At 72.4% G+C, this 17,631-nt stretch carries 20 protein-coding genes and 1 pseudogene; 8 read left to right on the top strand and 13 right to left on the bottom strand.

The window, feature by feature from the left end; all coding sequences use genetic code 11:
• Positions 1-180: 180 nt before the first annotated feature.
• A complete protein-coding gene (locus ACZ61C_RS01510; protein ID WP_465301631.1) occupies positions 181-1,656 on the top strand; it encodes a WS/DGAT/MGAT family O-acyltransferase in 1,476 nt (491 codons plus the stop codon).
• Positions 1,656-2,537 carry an alpha/beta fold hydrolase gene (locus ACZ61C_RS01505; RefSeq protein WP_465301629.1) on the top strand — a complete coding sequence of 294 codons (882 nt, stop codon included), beginning with the start codon at positions 1,656-1,658 and terminating at the stop codon, positions 2,535-2,537. The genes ACZ61C_RS01510 and ACZ61C_RS01505 overlap by 1 nt, the downstream gene beginning before the upstream one ends.
• Here ACZ61C_RS01505 and ACZ61C_RS01500 read toward each other — a convergent pair.
• Positions 2,521-3,276 carry a 2-keto-4-pentenoate hydratase gene (locus ACZ61C_RS01500; protein WP_465301627.1) on the bottom strand — a complete coding sequence of 252 codons (756 nt, stop codon included), beginning with the start codon at positions 3,274-3,276 and terminating at the stop codon, positions 2,521-2,523. The two genes, ACZ61C_RS01505 and ACZ61C_RS01500, sit on opposite strands and share 17 nt — an antisense overlap.
• The gene (locus ACZ61C_RS01495; protein ID WP_465301625.1) at positions 3,273-4,073 is read right to left on the bottom strand and encodes a 2-keto-4-pentenoate hydratase; all 801 of its coding nucleotides are present in this window, start codon (positions 4,071-4,073) and stop codon (positions 3,273-3,275) included. Before ACZ61C_RS01495 ends, ACZ61C_RS01500 begins: the two co-directional genes overlap by 4 nt.
• 138 nt (positions 4,074-4,211) lie before the next feature.
• Between ACZ61C_RS01495 and ACZ61C_RS01490 the strand changes: the two genes are divergently transcribed.
• The 3 genes from ACZ61C_RS01490 to ACZ61C_RS01480 are packed head-to-tail and all read left to right on the top strand — an operon-like array spanning position 4,212 to position 5,770.
• Positions 4,212-4,715: a VOC family protein gene (locus ACZ61C_RS01490; protein WP_465301623.1), complete on the top strand. Its 504-nt coding sequence runs from the start codon at positions 4,212-4,214 to the stop codon at positions 4,713-4,715.
• A 57-nt stretch (positions 4,716-4,772) separates the two neighbouring features.
• Positions 4,773-5,345: a hypothetical protein gene (locus ACZ61C_RS01485; RefSeq protein WP_465301621.1), complete on the top strand. Its 573-nt coding sequence runs from the start codon at positions 4,773-4,775 to the stop codon at positions 5,343-5,345.
• Between the two features lie 23 nt (positions 5,346-5,368).
• Positions 5,369-5,770, top strand: a complete 402-nt coding sequence (locus ACZ61C_RS01480) for a CoA-binding protein (RefSeq protein WP_465301619.1) — start codon at positions 5,369-5,371, stop codon at positions 5,768-5,770.
• On the opposite strand, the gene ACZ61C_RS01475 is transcribed toward ACZ61C_RS01480, so the two are convergent.
• The 10 genes and pseudogenes from ACZ61C_RS01475 to ACZ61C_RS01430 all read right to left on the bottom strand — a co-directional run bounded on the left by ACZ61C_RS01475 (position 5,767) and on the right by ACZ61C_RS01430 (position 12,878).
• Positions 5,767-6,294: an NHL repeat-containing protein gene (locus ACZ61C_RS01475; protein ID WP_465301617.1), complete on the bottom strand. Its 528-nt coding sequence runs from the start codon at positions 6,292-6,294 to the stop codon at positions 5,767-5,769. The genes ACZ61C_RS01480 and ACZ61C_RS01475 overlap by 4 nt on opposite strands.
• Before the next feature lie 74 nt (positions 6,295-6,368).
• Positions 6,369-6,926 carry a GvpL/GvpF family gas vesicle protein gene (locus ACZ61C_RS01470; protein ID WP_465302740.1) on the bottom strand — a complete coding sequence of 186 codons (558 nt, stop codon included), beginning with the start codon at positions 6,924-6,926 and terminating at the stop codon, positions 6,369-6,371.
• On the bottom strand, positions 6,923-7,183 hold the full coding sequence (locus tag ACZ61C_RS01465) for a gas vesicle protein GvpJ (protein ID WP_465301615.1): 261 nt from the start codon (positions 7,181-7,183) through the stop codon (positions 6,923-6,925). Before ACZ61C_RS01465 ends, ACZ61C_RS01470 begins: the two co-directional genes overlap by 4 nt.
• Before the next feature lie 133 nt (positions 7,184-7,316).
• Positions 7,317-7,454: pseudogene (gene gvpJ / locus ACZ61C_RS01460) on the bottom strand (gas vesicle protein GvpJ); the annotation flags it as partial.
• A complete protein-coding gene (locus tag ACZ61C_RS01455) occupies positions 7,447-8,121 on the bottom strand; it encodes a GvpL/GvpF family gas vesicle protein (protein WP_465301613.1) in 675 nt (224 codons plus the stop codon). The pseudogene gvpJ and the gene ACZ61C_RS01455, both read right to left, overlap by 8 nt.
• A complete protein-coding gene (locus ACZ61C_RS01450) occupies positions 8,118-8,381 on the bottom strand; it encodes a gas vesicle protein (protein WP_465302738.1) in 264 nt (87 codons plus the stop codon). Before ACZ61C_RS01450 ends, ACZ61C_RS01455 begins: the two co-directional genes overlap by 4 nt.
• 397 nt (positions 8,382-8,778) lie before the next feature.
• Complete coding sequence (locus tag ACZ61C_RS01445; protein ID WP_465301611.1) at positions 8,779-9,459, bottom strand: response regulator transcription factor; 681 nt, start codon at positions 9,457-9,459, stop codon at positions 8,779-8,781.
• Complete coding sequence (locus ACZ61C_RS01440; protein ID WP_465301609.1) at positions 9,459-10,847, bottom strand: sensor histidine kinase; 1,389 nt, start codon at positions 10,845-10,847, stop codon at positions 9,459-9,461. The genes ACZ61C_RS01445 and ACZ61C_RS01440 overlap by 1 nt, the downstream gene beginning before the upstream one ends.
• 137 nt (positions 10,848-10,984) lie before the next feature.
• Positions 10,985-11,692 carry a type 1 glutamine amidotransferase gene (locus ACZ61C_RS01435; RefSeq protein WP_465301607.1) on the bottom strand — a complete coding sequence of 236 codons (708 nt, stop codon included), beginning with the start codon at positions 11,690-11,692 and terminating at the stop codon, positions 10,985-10,987.
• Complete coding sequence (locus ACZ61C_RS01430; protein ID WP_465301605.1) at positions 11,685-12,878, bottom strand: MurT ligase domain-containing protein; 1,194 nt, start codon at positions 12,876-12,878, stop codon at positions 11,685-11,687. The genes ACZ61C_RS01435 and ACZ61C_RS01430 overlap by 8 nt, the downstream gene beginning before the upstream one ends.
• Positions 12,879-13,269: 391 nt before the next feature.
• On the opposite strand from ACZ61C_RS01430, the gene ACZ61C_RS01425 reads away from it, so the two are divergent.
• From ACZ61C_RS01425 to ACZ61C_RS01415, 3 genes are read left to right on the top strand one after another with little or no spacing between them, the layout of a single operon-like run.
• Positions 13,270-14,052 carry an IclR family transcriptional regulator gene (locus ACZ61C_RS01425; protein ID WP_465301603.1) on the top strand — a complete coding sequence of 261 codons (783 nt, stop codon included), beginning with the start codon at positions 13,270-13,272 and terminating at the stop codon, positions 14,050-14,052.
• Positions 14,053-14,089: 37 nt separating this feature from the next.
• Positions 14,090-15,775 (top strand): L-lactate permease, encoded by a 1,686-nt coding sequence (locus ACZ61C_RS01420; RefSeq protein ID WP_465301601.1) that lies wholly within the window; start codon positions 14,090-14,092, stop codon positions 15,773-15,775.
• A gap of 9 nt (positions 15,776-15,784) precedes the next feature.
• Positions 15,785-16,339: an HD domain-containing protein gene (locus ACZ61C_RS01415; RefSeq protein WP_465301599.1), complete on the top strand. Its 555-nt coding sequence runs from the start codon at positions 15,785-15,787 to the stop codon at positions 16,337-16,339.
• On the opposite strand, the gene ACZ61C_RS01410 is transcribed toward ACZ61C_RS01415, so the two are convergent.
• On the bottom strand, positions 16,336-17,601 hold the full coding sequence (locus tag ACZ61C_RS01410) for an RNA polymerase sigma factor (protein ID WP_465301597.1): 1,266 nt from the start codon (positions 17,599-17,601) through the stop codon (positions 16,336-16,338). The two genes, ACZ61C_RS01415 and ACZ61C_RS01410, sit on opposite strands and share 4 nt — an antisense overlap.
• Between the last annotated feature and the right edge of the window lie 30 nt (positions 17,602-17,631).

The following is a 17,631-nucleotide window of genomic DNA, read 5'->3' as shown; positions in this document are numbered from 1 at the left end:
AACCCGCGAGCGGGCAAACACTCGCGCGCATCTGCCGGCGCCCGAGCCCCGGCGTCCACAGCCCAACTCGCCGCGCTCCGCGCGCACAGCCGAAGGTCCCGGCCAGCCCACACCCAGGCAGCGGTTCCACCCCCACCACCCGTCGGGGCAGACTGGCCTGCCGAGCTCCGAGGAGGTCCGATGCGCCAGCTCACCGCGCTTGACGTGCAGTTCCTCAACGCCGAGTCGACCACCACCACCGGGCACGTCGGGGGCCTCTCGATCCTCGATCCCTCGACCGCGCCCGGTCGGACGCTCAGCCTCGACGACCTGCGGAACCTCATCGGCAGCCGGTTGCACCTCGCCAAGCCGCTGCGGTGGCGGCTGCTGCCCGTGCCGCTCGGGCTCGACCATCCCTACTGGATCGACGATCCCGAGTTCGACCTCGAGTACCACGTCCGCGAGATCGCGCTGCCCGCGCCCGGGGACGAGCGGCAGCTCGCGGAGCAGATCTCGCGGCTCACCGCGCGCCCCCTCGACCGGCGGCGGCCGCTGTGGGAGGCCTACCTCATCCACGGCCTGCAAAACGGCAGCAAAGCCGTCTACACGAAGGTCCACCACAGCGCCATCGACGGTGTCTCCGGGGCCGAGCTCATCGGCGTGCTCATGGACACCACCGCCGAGCCGCCGCCGGTGAAACCGCCGAAAACGCCGCAAAAGGAGTCCGTGCCCTCCGAGCTGACCCTGGCCTTCAACGGGGCGAAACGGCTCGCGCTGCACCCCGTCAAAGCCGCCCTGCAGGTGCCGAAGCTGCTCCAGCACCTCGACGACGTCCCGGGCCTCAGCCGCTACCCCGGGGTCGGGCTGCTCTCCAAAGCCGGCAGCGTCCTCAACCGCGTCACCCGTCAGGGCTCCGGACGCCACGAGGCCGACCGGCCGCGGCTCGTCGCGCCGGACACCCCTTTCAACGGCCCGATCAGCCCGCACCGCCGGTTCGCCTACGGCTCCTTGCCGCTCGACGAGGTCAAGCAGGTCAAGAACGCCTTCGGCGTCACGGTCAACGACGTGGTGATGGCGTTGTGCGCCACCGTCATGCGCCGCTGGCTCGTCGACCACGACGCCCTGCCCGAGCAGCCGCTGGTGACGCTCGTCCCGCTGTCCGTCCGGACACCCGAACAGGCGAAGGACGCCGGCAACCAGGTTTCGGTCATGCTCGCGCCATTGCCGACGCACCTCGCCGATCCCGCCGCGCGGCTGGCCGAGGTCACCAGCGCCATGATCGCCGCGAAACAGCGTTACCAGCCGCTGCCGGCGTCGTGGCTGGTCGACTTCAGCGGGATGCTGCCGGCCGCGCTCGGCGGGCTCGCCGCCCGCGCGACCATGCGGTTCCTCGGCGCCACCGCACCGGTCGTGAACCTCGTCGTCTCGAACGTGCCCGGCTCCCAGCGCCCGCTCTACCTCGCCGGGGCGCGGCTGCTCGCGAACTACCCCGTCTCCGCGATCACCGACGCGAGTGGCGGCCTGAACATCACCGTGATGTCCTACGACGGCAAGCTGGACTTCGGGCTGGTCGCCTGCCGCGAGCTGATCCCGGACGTCTGGGACCTGATCGACCACCTGCACGACGCCCTGGCCGAGCTCACCAAGCTGGCCGCCGAGTACACCCGGGAGGCCTGATGGCGGAGCGCGTCACGGAAGTCGGCGGTGTCGAGCTGTGCCACGAGACGTTCGGTGACGCGGGCGGGCGGCCGCTGCTGCTCGTGATGGGCCTCGGCGCGCCGATGATCTGGTGGGACGAGGAGTTCTGCGAAACCCTTGCCGCACAAGGGTTCTACGTCGTCCGCTTCGACAACCGCGACTCCGGGCGGTCGAGCCGGATGCGCGGGCGGGCCAGCCTGCCGCAGGCCTACGTGCTGCACCGCGCGCCGTACTCGCTCGCCGACATGGCCGGGGACGCCGCCGGCCTGCTGGACGCGCTGGGCATCCCGGCCGCGCACGTCGCCGGGGCGTCGATGGGCGGGATGATCGCGCAGGCCCTCGCCATCCGGCACCCCGAGCGGGTGCTGTCGCTGACGTCGATCATGTCCAGCACCGGCGGCCGCCTCGTCGGCAGGCCGAGCCCCAAGGCGATGTCGATGTTGCTCAGCACGCCGCCGCGCAGCCGCGCGGACTACGTCGACATGCTCGTGCGCACCTTCCGGCTGATCGGCTCGCCGGGTTACCCGTTCGACGAAGAACGCATGCGGCGCCGCGCCGAGCGGACCTTCGACCGCGGGGTGCACCCGGGCGGCACCCTCCGCCAGCTCGCGGCGATCATGGCCGAGCGCGACCGCGGGCCGCGGCTGCGCAAGGTGCGGGTGCCGGCGCTGGTGGTGCACGGCGCCCGCGACCCGCTGGTGCACGTCTCGGGCGGGCGCGCCACGGCCCGCGCGATCCCGGGCGCGGACCTCGACGTCGTCCCCGGCATGGGCCACGACCTGCCGCGCGCCGTCTGGCCGCGGGTGGTCAAGGGCATCACCCGGATCGCCGACCGCGCCGAGGTCACCCCGAAAGCGTGACCGAGCCCAGGTGCGAGAAGTGGGCGGCGACCCGCGAGCCGGGCCGCAGCGGGACCGCGTCGGTCATGCCGCCGGTCAGGACCAGCCAGCCCGGCTCCAAAGCCAGGCCCCGCGCACCCAGGGCGTTCGCCGCCAAGGCCAGCGCTTCCGCGGGGTGGCCTTGGACGGCCGCGCCGGTTGCCGTGTCGACGATCTGGCCGTCGACCTCCAGCAGCGCTGCCTCCAGCGAGAGATCGAGAGAAGACGGCGGCAGGCCCACCGGACCCACGCTGAAGTACGCCGACGAGCCGTTGTCCGCGACGGCGTCCGGGAGCGTGAAGCGGTAGTCGGTGTACCGGCTGTCGATGACCTCGATGCCGCCGTACACGCGGTCGACGGCGGCCAGCGCGGTCGCCGCCGTGACGCCCGAGCCCGCCAGCCGCGAGCCCAGCACGAAGACCAGCTCCGGCTCGGCGCGCGGGTGGATCAACGGCGGCACCGGGACTCCGGCCGGCAGCACCATCGCGTCCGTCAGCCAGGCCAGCAACGGCGAGTCGATGCCCATCCGTTCCTGCTTCGCCCGGGACGTCAGCCCCAGCTTGAGCCCGACCAGCGTCTCGCCGCGGGCCCGCCGCAGCCGCAGGGCCTCGTCCTGGATCGCGTACGCCGTGTCGACGTCCAGTCCCGGCCAGTCCTCCGAGAGCGGGGCCCGCTCCGACTCCGTGGCCAGCAGCGCCGCGGCTGCCTCTCGCACGTTCACGATTCCTCCGAAGCGGGAGCGAAGACCGCGGTGACACTGCCGAGCCCGGCGATCGTGGCGACCACCGTGTCCCCGGGGGACACCGGGATCGCGCGGGTCATCGACCCCGGCAGCACCACGTGCCCGGGTTCCAGCGTGACGCCGAGCGGGCCGACCGTGTTGGCCAGCCACACCAGCGAGTTCAACGGCGAGCCGAGCACCGCGCCACCCGCACCCGTCGCGGCCACCGAACCGTTCTGGTGCAGCACGCAGCCGGCGAGCCGCAGGTCCGCGTCGCCCAGTGCCGTCGGGCGGCTGCCCAGCACCACCCCGCCGGACGACGCGTTGTCGGCGATCGTGTCGAACAGCGAGATCTTCCAGTCCTGGATCCGGGAGTCGACGATCTCCAGTGACGGCAGCACGAAGTCGACGGCCCGCACCGCGTCCGCGACCGTGACACCGGGGCCGCGCAGCGCCGAGCCGAGCACGAACGCGATCTCCGGCTCGATCCGCGGCTGCAGGAACGCCGAGGTCGGGATCGGCTGGTGCTCGAGGTGGAACATGGTGCCGGTGAGGTGCCCGTAGTCGGGCTGGTCGACGCCCATCTGCCGTTGCATCGCGGCGGACGCGAGACCCACCTTGTGCCCGCGGACGGCGTCGCCCGCTTCGGTCCAGTGCCGCACCTGCTCCTGCTGGATCCGGTAGGCGTCCTCGACGGTCGCCTCCGGGAAGGTCTTGATCAGCGGTTCGATCGGTTCCCGCGTCGCGTAGGCCCGCGCCAGGATCGCGGCGGCCTCCTGCACCCTGCTGACTTCCACACCCGGACTCTGCCCGCGCGCGGGCGCACGCACAAGCCCGCTTGTTCCGTTCAGTGGAACTCTCGCCAGGCAACCTCTTGCGCGCGAGAGAATTGGAGCGTAGCGTTCCCGGTACCACCAGGAGAGGACGTGAGGGACATGGCACCGACCCAGGCCGAGGTCACCAAGCTCGCCGAGATCCGCGACGAGCTGCGTGAGCGCCACCTGCACCCGGCCGCGGAACGCCCGGAGACGAACGGGCGCGGCATCCACCACACCGCGCTGATCTCCAGCGACGTCGAGCGGACCATCGAGTTCTACCAGGACATCCTCGGCTTCCCGCTCACCGAGCTGATCGAGAACCGCGACTACCCCGGCTCCAGCCACTTCTTCTTCGACGTCGGCAACGGCAACGCCGTCGCGTTCTTCGACCTGCCCGGCCTCGACCTCGGCCCGTACGCGGAAGTCCTCGGTGGACTGCACCACCTGGCCCTGTCCGTCACGCCCGAACGGTGGAGCGTGATCAAGGACAAGCTCGACGCGGCCGGCGTGCAGTACCTGCTGGAGAGCAAGACCTCCATCTACCTGTCCGATCCGGACGGTGCCCGCGTCGAGCTGATCTCCGACCCGCTGGGCGAGATGTACGGCGAGAAGATCGGCTGAAAGCGTGGTCGGAGACGTCGTGCGCCGTTTAGCCTGTGCGCGACGTCTGGAGGTCCGATGCCCGACTGGTCGCTCTCCCGCGCGAAAGCGCGGCTCGATCACCGCGAGCTGCTCGACGAACTGACCGCGCGCACCCGGTTCGAGGTGCGGCTGCACCTGAACGAGCCGGCGACGAACGGCAGTTACGACGAGCTGACGAGCATCTTCGCGATCGGCCACGGCGAGTGCGCCGCGCTGCTGGCGCACCGCCGGCTGCTGCCGTTGTGGGAGCGCCTGCTGCTCGCGCGGTACGCCCGGCGCCTGCACGGCAAGGCGATCACCCGCAGTGTCGGCGTGGTTCCGGCGGAGTTCGCGCCGCAGGCCGCGCGGGCCTTCGGCGCCGAGATCGCCGAGCTGGCGCCCGGCTCGGGGGACACCGGCGCGAAGTACGACCTGCAGGGCCGCGGCCTGCTGACGGTGTTCCGCATCGCCGTCGGGGCCCAGGGGCGGATCTGGCCGGACCGCCACGAGGTGACCACGACGTCCGCGCGAAACATCCTGACCTGCGCCGGGACGTTCGCCCGCCGCAAGCCGTGGCACGTCCTGTGGCCGGTCTACCGCGTGCGCGGCCTGCGGCTCTGGAAGCTTTGACACCGCCGGAGCGTTCCCCCCACATGAAGGCAGAGGAAATCCTCGAAGGCGCGAAGACCATCGCCGTCGTCGGGCTGAGCCGGGACCCGGCGAAGGCCGCGCACGGTGTGCCGGCGGTGCTGCAGGCCCACGGCTTCCGGATCATCCCGGTGCACCCGTCCGCGACCGAGCTGCTCGGCGAGAAGGTCTACCGGTCGCTGAAGGACATCCCGGAGCCGGTCGACCTCGTCGACGTCTTCCGGCCGTCCCCCGAAGCCGCCGGCATCGCGCGGGAGGCCGTCGAGATCGGTGCGAAGGCGCTGTGGCTGCAGCAGGGCATCGTCTCCGCCGAAGCGCGCCGCATCGCCGAAGAAGGCGGGCTCGAGTACGTCGAGAACCGCTGCACCGCCGTGGTGCGCGCGACGGCCGCGATCTCGAAGAACTAGCCGGACGCTCCGAAGTGGACGATGCGGTGGCGGGCCGGGTCGGCGACCCAGACCCCACCCGCGCCGTCGTCGGCGGTGTCCCGCGGTGAGCTGATGCCCTCGGTCGTGTCCGGAAGCGCCGCGCCCGTGCGGGTGTCGAAGCGCGCGACGCGCCCGAGGTCCTCGACCAGCAGCCGGCCGGCCGGGTCGATCGTGACCCCGCTGGGCTGCCCGAAGGTCCCGAACTCCCGCACGAACCGGCCCTGCCACGAGTACTGCACCACCCGGCGGTTGCCGGTGTCGGCGACGTAGACGTTGCCCGCCGCGTCGACCGCGACGGCTTCCGGCGCCTTGAGCCGCCCGGCCAGCACGCGCACGAGCGCGCCGTCGCGGGTGAACGCCTGCACGCGGTTGTTGCCGGTGTCGGCCACCCACACCCGTCCGCGCGCGTCGACGGCGATGCCGCGCGGCGCCCTGAACTGGCCCGGGCCCGAGCCGGGCCCGCCGAACGCGCGCTCGCGCGTTGCGGCTTCGCTGGTGGTCACGTCGCCAGGATCGCCGATCACGGGCCGCGACGACCAGTCCCGAAAAGAGTGTTCAACCGCTGTTCCGCCCGCGCTCACCAGCTCCAGCGGGAGCACGTCCGCCGCGCCAGGAAGCTGTACGCGGGCAGCGGTCCGAGCCAGTCCGCCTCGACCCCGCCGTCGGCGAAACCGGCGACGGCGTCCCGGACGACGAGCAGGTCCCCCATCCCGACGAGGAACGCCCACCGCTCGTCCGCCGACTCGCCCGCCGGCAGCGACACCGAGTCGCGGGCGCGTTCGGCGACCGCCGAAAGCAGCACGTCGGAGCGCGCCGCCCGCCACGCCGACCCGGGTTCGGTGAACCGCAGGCAGACGTGCACCTCGGCCAGGCCGTCGAGCCGTTCGAGATCGGCGCGGTACTCGTCGGCGGCGGGCGCGAGCACGTCGGTGCGGACGGCGTCCTCGTCGTCGGCCACCGTGCCGAACCGGACCGGCAGCACCGGGCCGCCTTCGACGAGCGCGGACACCACGGCCAGGTGCACGGCCGGGTCCGGCTCGGGTTCGCCGACGACCATCGCGAGGTCCTCCCAGCACACCGTCCGCGGCGCGCGCGGGTGCCCGGCCCGCACGACGCCGTAGAGCTGCAGCGTCACGGCCGGTCGACCGCAACGGCCGGTTCCACCGGCACGGCCACCGCGGGTGTCGGCGGCGGGGGCGGGATGAGCCCGGTCGTCTGCCCGAGCCCCTGCGAGATCTGCCCGGGCACGGTGGTGTTCTGCAGGCGCTGCATCGCTTCGAGGTACCGGATGTAGGTGTCGACGCCGGCGATCACGATCCGCGCCTCGATCGCGACTCCCCTGTCCAGCAGGGTGTCGGCGAGGCCGCCGCCGGCCTGTCCGGGTCTGGTCACCTAGAGCCTTTCGTCGAGGGCGGCGCGGATCTCCGCGAACCGGATCTCCAGCGCGATCAGGGCTTGGCCGAGGTCTTCGACCCGGTCCGGGGCGAGCGTGTCCATGCGGCGCAGCGCCTGGCAACCGCAGGTCGAGCCGGACGAGGTTGACGCCGGCGAGCGAGATCACCACGTCACCGGTCACGACGGCGCCGCGGTGCACCACCCGGTCGAGCAGGTCGGCCACGGCTTCGGCGGGGTTGGTCCCCGTGATCGCCACGTGGTCAGCCATCGGCCACACCCAGCTCGACGTCGGTGAACGAGTACGGCGGCCAAGGCCCGGACGTCTCGACCACCGCGCCCGCGGTGCGCAGCTCGCGGGCGAACCACTCGAACTCGGCGTGGAACGCGGCTTCCCGCCCGGTTTCGACGAGGTAGGCGGTGTTGACCAGCACGCCGTGCGGCCGGGCCCGCCCGATGCTGTCGGCGGCGTGCCGGCGCAGCGCGCCCTCGAGCCGCCCGGCGGCGCCGGCGATGTCCTCACGGGCCCGGTCGACCGCCTTCAGCCGTTCGCGGCGCCGGACGAGGTACTGCGTGCCGGTCAGGCCCGCGGCATCCGGCCGGGTGGTCGTCGCCGGCTCGGTGTGCCGGACGCGGACGCCCCACTCGCGGTGGCCCTCGACCTCGTCGAGGCAGTCGCGGGCCTGGTCGTAGGCGACCTCCAGGAGCCGTTTCACCGAAGCCTCACCGTCGAGGACCGTGCCGAACCGCAGGGGCAGCACGGGTTCGTGCCGGAACACCGCGCGCACCACGGCGTCGTGCTCGCGGGACAGCTCGGCCAGCGTGCCGTCGACCGGGTCGAGCGTGTCGCGGTAGCCGATGAGCCGCGACGCGGGCTCGATGTCCAAAGTGGCCGGTCGGTTCCGCGTGATCGCGTAGGCGCACAGCCAGTCGTTCACCGCTGCTCTCCCGTCACGCGCGGCGCGGGCAGCCGGGCCTCGAGGTCGGCGACGCGCGACGCCAGTTCTTCACGCTGGGCGTTCGGCGAGAAGAACGGGTCGTTCGTCCACCAGTCCATCCCCATTTCCCGGGCGGTCTGCGCGGACGCGATGAACAACCGGATCCGCAGGGTCAGCAATTCGACGTCGACGACGCTGACCCCGATGTCACCGGCTATCACCACACCCTTGTCGAGCACTCGTTCCAGAATGTCCGCCAATGAATCGGACGAAGCGGCCAATCGGTCGACCTTCCTTTCAGGAATCGGTGGCGCCCCGGGTGAACCGCCGCAGCCGCTCGCACGCGACCAGCTCGCCGAACAGGGCCCTCGCTTCGCGAATGGCGTCAGCGGCGCGAAGCCGGGAAACGGATTTCTCGGGGGACTCTTGAACATTGTTACTGGGGGCGGGGAACGGTGGTGGCGATTCGGTCATCGCTTTCCTCGTCGCGGGTGGGTGCCCACCCTAGCAACGGCCACAACCATCCACAGGTGTGCTGCGGGACGCTATTTTTCACCGGTTCGCGGGAACGGATGGGCTCTCCGCGGCAACCCGTCGCGGCAAACGGCGCAACCCGGAACACCCGGCCGCACCAATTTCCCGATTCCCCGCGCGAAGTTACGATCGAGTAACGTCCACGAGCCGGTACCCGACCCCCCGGACCGTCTCGATGGTGCGAGTGCCGAACGGGACGTCGATCTTGCGGCGCAGGTACCCGACGTACACCTCGACGACGTTCTCGTCACCGTCGTAGTGCGCGTCCCAGACGTGGGCGAGGATCTCGTTCTTCGTGAGCGCGGTGCCCGCCCGGCGCAGCAGGAACTCCAGCAGCCCGAACTCCCGCGCGGTCAGCTCGATCCGTTTCCGTCCTCTGTAGACGGTCCGGGCCGAGGGGTCGAGGCGCAGGTCGCCCGCCTCCAGCACGGCGGGGCGGGCCGGGGCGCCGCGGCGCAGCAGCGCCCGCAGCCGGGCGATGAGGACCACGAAGGAGAACGGCTTGGACAGGTAGTCGTCGGCGCCGAGGTCGAACGCGTCGGCCTCGTCGTACTCGCCGTCCTTCGCGGTGAGCATCAGCACCGGCGTCCAGTTCTCCGCCGCCCGCAGGCGTTTGAGGACCTCGTAACCGGACAGCTCGGGCAGCATGATGTCGAGCACCACCACGTCGTGCTCGTGCCCGAGCGCGCGGCGGAGCCCGTCGGCGCCCGTGTGCGCGACGTCGACGGTGAAGCCCTCGGCGACGAGCCCGCGCCGCAGCGTCTCCGCGAACTCGCGCTCGTCCTCCACGATCAGCAGCCGCACTACTCCTCCTTCGCCAGTTCGAAGACCGGCAGCTCCAGCACGAACCGCGCGCCCGGCCCGTCCGACGCGGCGTAGCGCGCCCGGCCGCCGTGCCGCGCCGCGATGCCCGCGACGATCGGGAGGCCGAGGCCGGTGCCGCCGTGCCCGCGCTGGCGCGAGGCGTCGAGCCGGACGAACCGCTCGAAGATCCGGTCGCGATCGGCCTCGCCGACGCCGGGGCCGTCGTCGCTCACCTCGACGACGGCGAGCTCCTCGCGCACCGAGCTGGTGACGCTGATGCGCGAACGCGCGTGGCCGCGCGCGTTGTCGACGAGGTTCCGCACCGCCCGCCGCAGCTGGGCCTCGCTGCCGAGGACCTTCGCCGGCCCGGCCCGGACCTCGACCGCCAGCGCGCACTCGCCGCGGACCCGCTCGGCCTCGGCGCGGACGATGTCGTCGAGGTCGACCTCGGTGCGCGCCGGCCGGTCGGTCGTGTCGTCGGTGCGGGCCAGCATCAGCAGGTCGTCGACGAGCTCCCGCAGCCGCGCGGTCTCCCGGCCGATCACCGGCACCAGGTCGCCGGTGCTTTCCGGGTGCCGGCCGGAGACGTCGAGCGCGGTGCTGATCGTCGAGAGCGGCGACCGGAGCTCGTGGCTGGCGTCGGCGACGAACCGGCGTTGCGCCGCCTGGGCCGACGCGAGCCGCCCGAGCATCCCGTTGAGCGTCACGGCGAGGCGGTGCACCTCGTCCCCGCCCGGCGGCAGCGGGACGCGCGCCGCGAGGTCGTGCGTCGAGATCTCCGCGACGGTCCGGCGCATCCGCTCCACCGGCCGCAGCGCCGAGCCGACCGCGCGGTACACCGCGAACCCGGCGATGGCCAGCAGCGGGACGGCGATCAGGCCGAGCAGCAGGGTCAGCCGGGTCGACGCCTCGGTGACCGGCTCCAGCGAGCGCGCGGAGATGACGGTGAACGGCCCGCCCGGCCCGTTCACCTCCTGGGACACCACCCGGTAGTCGTCCCCGTCGCCGTTGAGGCCGAGCGGGAGCGTCTCGACGGTCTCGTGCCCGACGGTCGGCCGCGCGGTGGTCAGCGGCGGGTGCCCGACGATGGCCGGGTCGCTCGCGATCGGCACCCGGCGCGCGTTCAGGACCTGGGTGACGGCCTCGGTGTCGCCGGTGCTGGCGACGTCGCTCGCGCTGAGGTCCCGCGCGCCCTCGCGGACGAGCTGGATGGCGACCTGCCGCCCGGTGCCGCGGGCACTCTCGGTGACACTGCGGTCCAGCGACTCCTCGAGCAGCAGCACCACGACCACCCCGGCGGCGGCGATGGCCAGTGCGAGCGCGAGCACCGCCACCGCGGTGGTGCGCATCCGGACACCGGTCGCGGCGATCACCCTGCCGAGGTTCATCAACGCAGCGTAACGACCGGCGCCAGTCCCCAGCGCCCCAATGTGGCCTTGGTTGCGTTGAACGCACCGAAGGCCGCCTTGGGTGCGTTCAACGCACCGAAGGCCACATTGGGGCGCTCGGGGCCGGGCGATCTCCGTCACCGGCGCCGGCGGGTCGCGGTGAGCCGTTCGACGCGCAGGCGGTCGACCTCGGGCAGCTCGAGCGGCGGCAGCGGTTGCCCGGCCGCCCAGGTCAGCAGCAGGTCCGCCAGCGCGGGGTTGCGGGCGAGCGTCGGGCCGTGCAGGTAGGTGCCGACGACCTGGCCGGTCACCGCGCCTTCGGTGCCGTCGCCGTTGCCGGTGCCGCGCACGACGTGGCCGAGCGGTTGGCTGCCGGCGCCGAGCTTGCTGGCACCGAGGTGGTTCTCGAACCCGGTGAGCGGAGCGCCGCCGAGCAGGTCCGACGACGTCGCGACCAGCTCGGAGACCGCCCGCCGCTCGCCGGGCTCGGTGGTGACGTCGAGCAGGCCGAGGCCGTCGTGGTCGACCCCGTCGAGCCCGCGGAAGCGGGTGCCGAGCACCTGCAGGCCGGCGCAGACGCCGAACACGACGGCCCCGCTCGTCATCGCCCGCCGGTGCTTCCGCAGGTGCGCCGCGGCCAGGGCCTGCGCGCCGTCCTCACCGCCGCCGAGCAGGTAGAGGTCCAGGGTCGAGGGCACCGGCTCGCCGAGCCCGACCGGCACGACCTCGGCGTCGAACCCGCGCCAGCGCAGCCGCCGGCAGAGGACCTGCGCGTTGCCGGAGTCGCCGTAGGTGCCGAGCACCTCGGGCAGCAGGAGTCCGATGTGGACGATCGAGTCACGCATCCGGCAGCCGGCCCACCAGGTCGCGGAAGGCGGTGTAGTTGGCGACGAGCTCGACGCCGCCGGGCGGCAGCGCGTCGATCGCGGCGACCGGGTCGGGCTCGGCCCAGTGCGCGACCTCGGCGTAGCAGAGCCGCACGGCGAGGTCGGCGCCGCGCTCGCCGGTGACGACGACCTGGCGGCCGCGCAGCCGTTCGAAGTGCACGTCCCAGAGCCAGGACAGGTCGCGGCCGTCGGCCTCCTGGGCGTTGACCGCGACGACGACCGGGGTGTCCTCGTCCAGCACGCGCAGTGTCTCGGCCCAGCCGGCCGGGTTCTTGGCCAGCATCAGCCGCACGGAGTGCCGCGACCGGCGGATCGTCCGGTAGCGCCCGCCGATGTCGGTGATGGTCCGCAGCCGCGCGGCGGCGGTGTGCGGCGGCACGCCGAGCCGGTGCGCGGCGGCGAGCGCGAACGCGGCGTTCGCCCGGTTCGCGTCGCCGGGCAGCCGCAGGTCCAGGTCGACCTCACGGCCACCGGGCGTGCCGACGAGGTCGCCGTCCAGGGTCCAGGTGGGCTCGGGCCGGGCGAGGCCGCAGGCGCAGCTCCAGTGCTCCTTCTCGTGTTCGATCGGGCCGTCGCAGCGCGGGCAGGCGGTCGAGTCGCCGGTCCACCGCCGGCCGGTGCCGACCCACACCAGCTTCGCCGCCACGCTCGCCGCGGAAGTGACGAGAACGTCGTCAGCATTGGCGACAATCGTGGTTTCGGGATGTTCGGCGATCGCGGCGCGCAGGTCGCGCTCGGTCGAGCGGACCTCGCCGACGCGGTCGAGCTGGTCGCGGCTGAGGTTGAGCAGCACGAGCATCGCGGGTTTCAGCTGGCCGGCGACCCAGCGCAGGTAGGTTTCGTCGACCTCGAGGACGGCGTACGGCGCGTCGGGGCGCGCGGCCAGGGCGGCGAGGACGCCGTCGGGCATGTTGGCGCCGTCGCTGTTGGCGGCGACCTCGGCCAGGGCTTCGAGGGCGCGGGTGATCATCAGGGCCGTGGTGGTCTTGCCGTTGGTGCCGGTGACGAGCACCACGGCGCGCTCCCGGCCGAGGCGGCGGAGGGCCTTCGGGTCGAGCGCGAGCGTGACCCGGCCACCGATGACGCCGCCCCGGCCGAGGCCGGCGCTGCGCGAGAGCCAGGCGGAGAGGCGCCCGGCGGCCACGGACGCGCGGGTACGGAGAGGGCTTCGGACGGTCACTCCCCGAAGGTGCCTGCCGGGCGCTGTGAGTTTGCTGAGTGCGCCGCCGCCGGACCGTCCGAAAAGGACGTGAATGGTGACCGCAAACAATTCACGTTCACGAATGTGACATTCATGGATCCGAACGCCCATCCGTGTCGAAGCCGTCGAACGAGCCTCGTCACGGGTGCACAACCGCCATAGGTAGGGAACTTAACGATCGGAGGTTGTACCAATTAGCGTCCGCAAGTAACCGCATTCTTCTGAAGCGTTTCAAGATCTTCCGCAGATACATCGGAGGTGTTACCGTCCAAGCCCACCCAGCGGAAAGCCTTGCCGCTGAGCGGGAAAACCCGAACGTCCAACGGAGGGCAACGTGGGACCGGAGCGCGGGCTGGAACAGAGCGGCACTCTCGAACGCGGGCTCGCGGTGCTCGAGCACGTAGGTCGGCACCAGGAGATTTCCACCAATGCGATCGCGCGGCAACTGGGGCTTTCCCGCAGTGCCGCCTACCGCATCGTCGGCACGCTGAAGAACCTCGAATACCTCGAAGCCGACCAGGTCACCGGCCGCGTGCGGCTGGGGACGCGGCTGGTCGAGCTCGGCGCCCGCGCGATGGCGGCGACCGACCTGCACCGCTGCGCCCCGCGGTACCTCGCCTCGCTCGCCGAACGCTCCGGCGAGACGACCTACCTGGCCGTGCCGGACAACGACACCATGGTCTACGTCGCCACCGAACGCAGTGCCAGCGCCGTGACGCTCGCCTGCCGCCTCGGCACCCGGCGGCCGCAGCACGCGACGTCGCTCGGGAAGGCGTGGCTCGCCGCGCTGCCGGAGATCGACCGCGCCGAGCGCGTCCGCCGGATGAAGCTGGACTCGCTGACCCTCAAGACGATCATCGACCCGCACCGGCTGCTCGACGAGCTCGCGAAGACGAGCCGGCGCGGCTGGGCGGTCGACGAGGTCGAGAACGAGCCGGACGTCGGGTGCGTCGCCGCCGCCGTCCGCGACCACTCGGGCCGGCCGATCGCCGCCATCAGCATCGCCGGGCCGGCCCCGCGGGTGCTGCGCCGGCTCGACGAGCTGGGCGCCTCCGTGGCCGGGACCGCCGCCGCCCTGTCCCTGCGCCTCGGTTACGTGCGGGGCCGGCCGGCCTGACCCCGCTCCCCCTGCGACCACGGCGAAGGAGCCGAGCGTGACCTGGATCCAGGACTACCAGCCGGCGGGCGGGCTGTGGGTCTCCGCGGCGCTCGCCGCGCTCCCGATCATCGTGCTGCTGGTCGCGCTCGGCGTGGTCCGCCTCTCCGCGCACCTCTCGGCGGCGCTCGCGCTCGTCACCGCGCTGGGCGTGGCCCTGCTGCTGTACCGGATGCCGGCCGCGCCGGCGTTCGACTCGGCGGCGATGGGGGTGCTGTTCGGCGTCTGGTCGGTGGCCTGGATCGCCTTCCACGCCATGTACTTCCACAACGTGACGGTCGCGACCGGCCGGTTCGACAGCATCAAGCGGGTCCTCGCCGGGTTCAGCGAGGACCGGCGGCTGCAGGCGCTGCTCATCGCGTTCGGCTTCGGCGCGCTGCTCGAAGGGGTCGCCGGCGGCGGGTCCCCGATCGCGATCACCGCGGCGATGATGGCCGCGCTCGGCTTCCCGCCGGTCAAGGCCGTGGTGCTGGCGCTGCTGGCGAACACCGCGCCGGTGGCGTTCGGCGGGCTCGGCAACCCGCTGATCGTGCTCGGCCGGCTGACCGCGCCGATCATGCACCTCAAGCCGGACCAGGCGACGGACCTGTTCTCGGCGATGGTCGGCCGTCAGGTGCCGGTGCTCGCGCTGATCATCCCGGCGTTCCTGGTCGTGGTGCTGGCGGGCTGGAAGCGGATGCTCGAGGTGTGGCCGGCGGTGCTGACCGCCGGGCTCGCGTTCGCGGTGATGCAGTTCGTGGTGTCGAACTACATCAGCGCCAGCCTGGTCGACGTGCTCGCCGCGCTCACCGCGATGGCCGCGCTGTGGATCTTGACGCGCTTCTGGCAGCCTGCTTCGGTCTGGCGCTTCGACGGCGAGGAGACCGTCGCGAAGAGCCTGGGCGCCGCGAAGTCCGAGCGCGGCGCGCTCTACGCGTGGACGCCGTACATCATCCTGATCCTGGCGATCTTCCTGTCGCGGATCGGGACGATCTTCAAGAACCTGCCGGTCTGGCTCGACCTGACGAAGCTGCTGCACAAGGCGGACTGGATCTTCGCCTGGCCGGGGCTGCACAACCACGTCATCCAGCACCCGCCGATCACGGCGAAGAACGCGCCCTACGCGGCGACGTTCACGGTGGACTTCCTCTTCTCGCCGGGCACGGTCGCGCTGGTCGCGGCGGTGCTCGCCGGGTTCGTCATGGGCGGGCGGCCGGGCCTGCTGCTCACGACGTACCGGAAGACGCTGGTCCAGATGCGCTGGGCGCTGGCCACGATCTTCATGATCCTGGCGATCGCGTTCGTGATGAACTACTCGGGCGCGACGCAGACGCTGGGCCTGGCCCTGGCGACGACGGGCGTGATCTTCCCGCTGTTCTCGGCCTACATCGGCTGGCTGGGGGTGTTCCTGACGGGTTCGGACGCGTCGACGAACAGCCTGTTCGGTCCGATGCAGGTGATTTCGGCCCAGCAGCTGCACATCGACCCGGTCCTGGCGGGCGCGACGAACACGTCCGGCGGCGTGATGGGCAAGATGATCTCACCCCAGAACCTCTCGATCGGCGCGACGGCGATCGGCCAGAGCGGCAAGGAGGGGTCCCTGCTGCGGCAGACGTTCCTCTGGTCGTTGCTGCTGACGGCGGTGGTCGGCGTGATTTCGCTGCTGCAGGCCACGATCCTGACGGCGATGATCCCCTCGCCCTAGGCTGGCGGCATGGCTTCTGACGGGCTTGCCTCCTTCGGCTACGAGCTGGGTCTGCTGAAACGCGTCCGCCGGTCGGGCTGGTGGCACGCGGGCGTCCGCGACCCCGAGTCGGTCGGCGAGCACAGCCTGCGCGCCGCCCAGCTGGCGGCGCTGATCGCGGCCGAGGAGGGGGCGTCCCCGGAGCGGGCGGCGTTCCTGGCCGTCTGGCACGACACGCAGGAGACACGAACGGGCGACCTGCCGCTGACGGCGGTGGACTACCTGGAGAAGCCGTCCCCGCGAGCCATCACGGCGGACCAGACGGCTGCGTTGCCACCGCGCTCGCAGTCGGTGGTGCGGTCGGCGGTGGACGAGTACGAAAGCCGCGTTTCGGCCGAGGCGTTGTGCGCGAAGGACGCGGACAAGCTGGAGATGTTGTTGCAGGCGTTGGAGTATCGCGACGTCGGGGTGCAGCGGGTCGACGAGTGGATCGAGTCGGCGCGGAAGGGGTTGACGACGGAGACGGCCCGGAAGATCGCGGAAGCGGCGTTGACGCTGTCACCGCTGTCCTGGCGGGACCGCTAACGGCCCACCGCGGTCGCGCGGTCCAGCAGCAGCGCCCGCTCCCGCGCGTTCTCCGTCATCTCCGCCGCGCGGCGGAACTCCTTCTCCGCCTCCTCCAGCCGTCCCAGCTTCTGCAGGAGGTCGCCGCGGACGCTGGGCAGCAGGTGGTAGTCCTTCAGCGCCGGCTCGTCCGCCACCGCGTCGACCACCGCCAGGCCGGCCTCGGGGCCGTACGCCATCGCCACCGCCACCCCGCGGTTCAGCTCGATCACCGGGGACGGCTGGAGCTGGCCGAGCCCCTCGTACAGGGCCGCGATGCGGACCCAGTCCGTCTCGTCCGCCGTACGGGCGCGGGCGTGGCAGGCCGCGATCGCCGCCTGGGCCGAGTACGGGCCGTACGCCCCCTCCGCGATCTGCTCCGACAGGGCCAGCGCCGCCAAGCCGTGCTGGATCAGCAGGCGGTCCCAGCGGGCGCGGTCCTGGTCGAGCAGCAGCACCGGCTCGCCGTTCGGGCCGGTGCGGGCCTTCGCCCGGGACGCCTGCAGCTCCATCAGCGCGACCAGGCCGTGGATCTCCGACTCGCCCGGCATCAGCGCGGCGAGGACTCGGCCGAGGCGCATCGCCTCGTCGCAGATCGCCGGGCGCATCCAGTCGTCGCCTCGGGTCGCCGAATACCCCTCGTTGAACACCAGGTAGATGACCTCGAGCACGGACGAAAGCCGCGCGACGCGCTCGTCGCCCTCCGGGACCTCGAACGGCACCTTCGCCGCCGCCAGCGCCTTTTTCGCCCGCACGATCCGCTGCGCGATCGTCGACTCGCGCACCAGGAACGCGCGCGCGATCTCGTCGGTCGTCAGGCCGCCGAGCATCCGCAACGTCAGCGCGACGCGGGCCTGTGTGTTCAGCACCGGGTGGCAGGCGACGAACAGCAGGCGCAGCAGGTCGTCCTCGATGTGATCGTCGAGGGCCGCGTCGAAGTCCGGCAGCACGCCCTCGCCGAGCTGCTGGTCGCGGCCGACCTCTTCGAGCTTCTCCGCGTACCGCTCGTTGCGGCGGAACTGGTCGACCGCGCGGCGCTTCGCGATGGTCATCAGCCACGCGCCGGGGTTGCGCGGCACGCCGGACTCCGGCCACTGCTCCAGCGCCGCGACCAGCGCGTCCTGCGCCAGCTCCTCGGCGAGACCGACGTCGCCGCGGGCCATCCGGGCCAGGCCCGCGATGAGCCGCGGCGACTCGATCCGCCAGACCGTCTCGACCGTGCTCCGGGTGTCCGCTACCGTCACCCGGCCATTCGACAGGGTGATCGGCCGCGG

This window comes from Amycolatopsis sp. NPDC104587, assembly GCF_055583645.1.
The sequence above is the reverse complement of the archived record's forward strand: the minus strand, read 5'-3'. Positions and strand labels throughout refer to the sequence as shown.

Excerpts from the sequence above, each read along its gene's own strand:
- ACZ61C_RS01510 (WP_465301631.1), top strand. The coding sequence starts at position 181 with ATGCGCCAGCTCACCGCGCTTGACGTGCAGTTCCTCAACGCCGAGTCG.
- ACZ61C_RS01505 (WP_465301629.1), top strand. The coding sequence starts at position 1,656 with ATGGCGGAGCGCGTCACGGAAGTCGGCGGTGTCGAGCTGTGCCACGAG.
- ACZ61C_RS01490 (WP_465301623.1), top strand. The coding sequence starts at position 4,212 with ATGGCACCGACCCAGGCCGAGGTCACCAAGCTCGCCGAGATCCGCGAC.
- ACZ61C_RS01485 (WP_465301621.1), top strand. The coding sequence starts at position 4,773 with ATGCCCGACTGGTCGCTCTCCCGCGCGAAAGCGCGGCTCGATCACCGC.
- ACZ61C_RS01480 (WP_465301619.1), top strand. The coding sequence starts at position 5,369 with ATGAAGGCAGAGGAAATCCTCGAAGGCGCGAAGACCATCGCCGTCGTC.
- ACZ61C_RS01440 (WP_465301609.1), bottom strand. The coding sequence starts at position 10,847 with ATGAACCTCGGCAGGGTGATCGCCGCGACCGGTGTCCGGATGCGCACC.
- ACZ61C_RS01435 (WP_465301607.1), bottom strand. The coding sequence starts at position 11,692 with ATGCGTGACTCGATCGTCCACATCGGACTCCTGCTGCCCGAGGTGCTC.
- ACZ61C_RS01415 (WP_465301599.1), top strand. The coding sequence starts at position 15,785 with ATGGCTTCTGACGGGCTTGCCTCCTTCGGCTACGAGCTGGGTCTGCTG.